The sequence below is a fragment of the Leifsonia shinshuensis genome, from assembly GCF_022606355.1.
In the GTDB taxonomy this organism is placed as follows: Bacteria; Actinomycetota; Actinomycetes; order Actinomycetales; family Microbacteriaceae; genus Leifsonia; species Leifsonia shinshuensis_B.
Genome location: NZ_JAHHZQ010000009.1, coordinates 1 through 1,427 on the forward strand (window position 1 = coordinate 1; position 1,427 = coordinate 1,427).

Sequence of the window (1,427 nt, forward strand, 5' to 3'; positions counted from 1 at the left end):
TGTCATGTCTCAGGACATCTCTGACAGTTGTGAATCAATAGATCTCTGACGCTTCGGTGTTGTTTGGTCCTGACACTTCTCCCTCGATCTTTGAGGGATGAGCCGTGTTGACCCTGTTGATCCTCGTGTCCGTCTCGCGATTGTTCAGTGGCCGCCGGATGCTCCGCGCGGTGCGGTGACGACGTTCTGTTTGGAGCATGGGATCTCGCGGGAGACGTTCTATGCGATCCGAAGACGGGTGGCGGAGGACGGTCCGGCTGCCGCGTTGGAGCCGCGATCCCGGCGTCCGCGTGTCAGCCCGTCGCGGGTCGCGGATGAGGTAGTCCAACGGGCGGTTGCGGTGCGGGCGGCGTTGGAGGCCTCTGGGTTGGATCATGGTCCGATCAGTGTTCACGAGAAGATGCGGGCGCTGGGCATGGAGCCGGTGCCGGCGGTGTCATCGCTGGCGCGGATCTTCCGTGATGCGGGAGTTGCCCGGTTGGAGCCGAGGAAGAAGCCGCGGGCGGCGTTCCGTCGGTTCGTGTATCCGGCGCCGAACGCGTGCTGGCAGCTGGACGCGACCGAGTATGTGCTCACCGGGGGCCGCAAGTGCGTGATCTTCCAGCTGATCGACGACCACTCCCGGCTCGCGGTCGCCTCCCATGTGTCTTGGGGTGAGACCTCCGAGGGCGCGATCGCGGTGGTGAGCAAGGGCATTGCGGCGCATGGTGTTCCGCAGCGGCTGCTGTCGGATAACGGGTTGGCGTTGAACCCGTCCCGGCGTGGGATCCTGGGTCAGCTGGTCGCCTATCTGCGTTCGCTCGGCGTCGAGCCGATCACCGGGAAGCCTTATAAGCCGACCACCCAGGGCAAGAACGAGCGCTTCCATCAAACGCTGTTCCGGTGGCTGGATAAGCAACCGTTGGCGGAAACGCTCGAGCAGTTGCAGGGCCAGGTCGACGCGTTCGACCTGATCTATAACACCGAGCGCCCGCATCAAGGGCTGCCGGGTCGGGTCACTCCGGCGTTGGCGTGGGCGGCGACGCCGGTGGTCGAGGCGCCTCGACCACCTGCTCAGCCGGCCGCGCCGGTCGGAGAGAACGAGGGCCCGTGGATGACCCGGATCCAGACCAACGGCACCGTCTATGCCCGCGGCACCAAGTTCCAAGTCAGCCGAACCCTGGCCGGCCAGATCGCTTATCGGGTCGAGGAGCAGGACCGACTCTTGATCTTCGACGCGCACGGCACCCTGTTGGCCGAATACGTTTGGCCCGAGCCGGGGACCAAATACGTCGGCAGCGGCAACCCCCGCGGACCCCGTGGCCCACGCAAGATCCCGGGACTGTCAGAGATGTCCTGAGACATGAACTGTCAGAGATGTCCTGAGACACGAACTGTCAGAGATGTCCTGAGGCAGAAACGTCAGAGATGTCTTGAGACATCACAGC

Annotated in this window: 1 protein-coding gene; it reads left to right on the forward strand. The window is 64.2% G+C overall.

Going from position 1 to position 1,427, the window contains the following annotated elements:
- The first annotated feature begins 97 nt into the window (after positions 1-97).
- A complete protein-coding gene (locus KNO15_RS22760) occupies positions 98-1,339 on the forward strand; it encodes an integrase core domain-containing protein (protein ID WP_441328151.1) in 1,242 nt (413 codons plus the stop codon).
- Positions 1,340-1,427 lie beyond the last annotated feature (88 nt).

Coding starts and splice junctions, on each gene's coding strand:
- KNO15_RS22760 (WP_441328151.1), top strand. CDS start 98: ATGAGCCGTGTTGACCCTGTTGATCCTCGTGTCCGTCTCGCGATTGTT.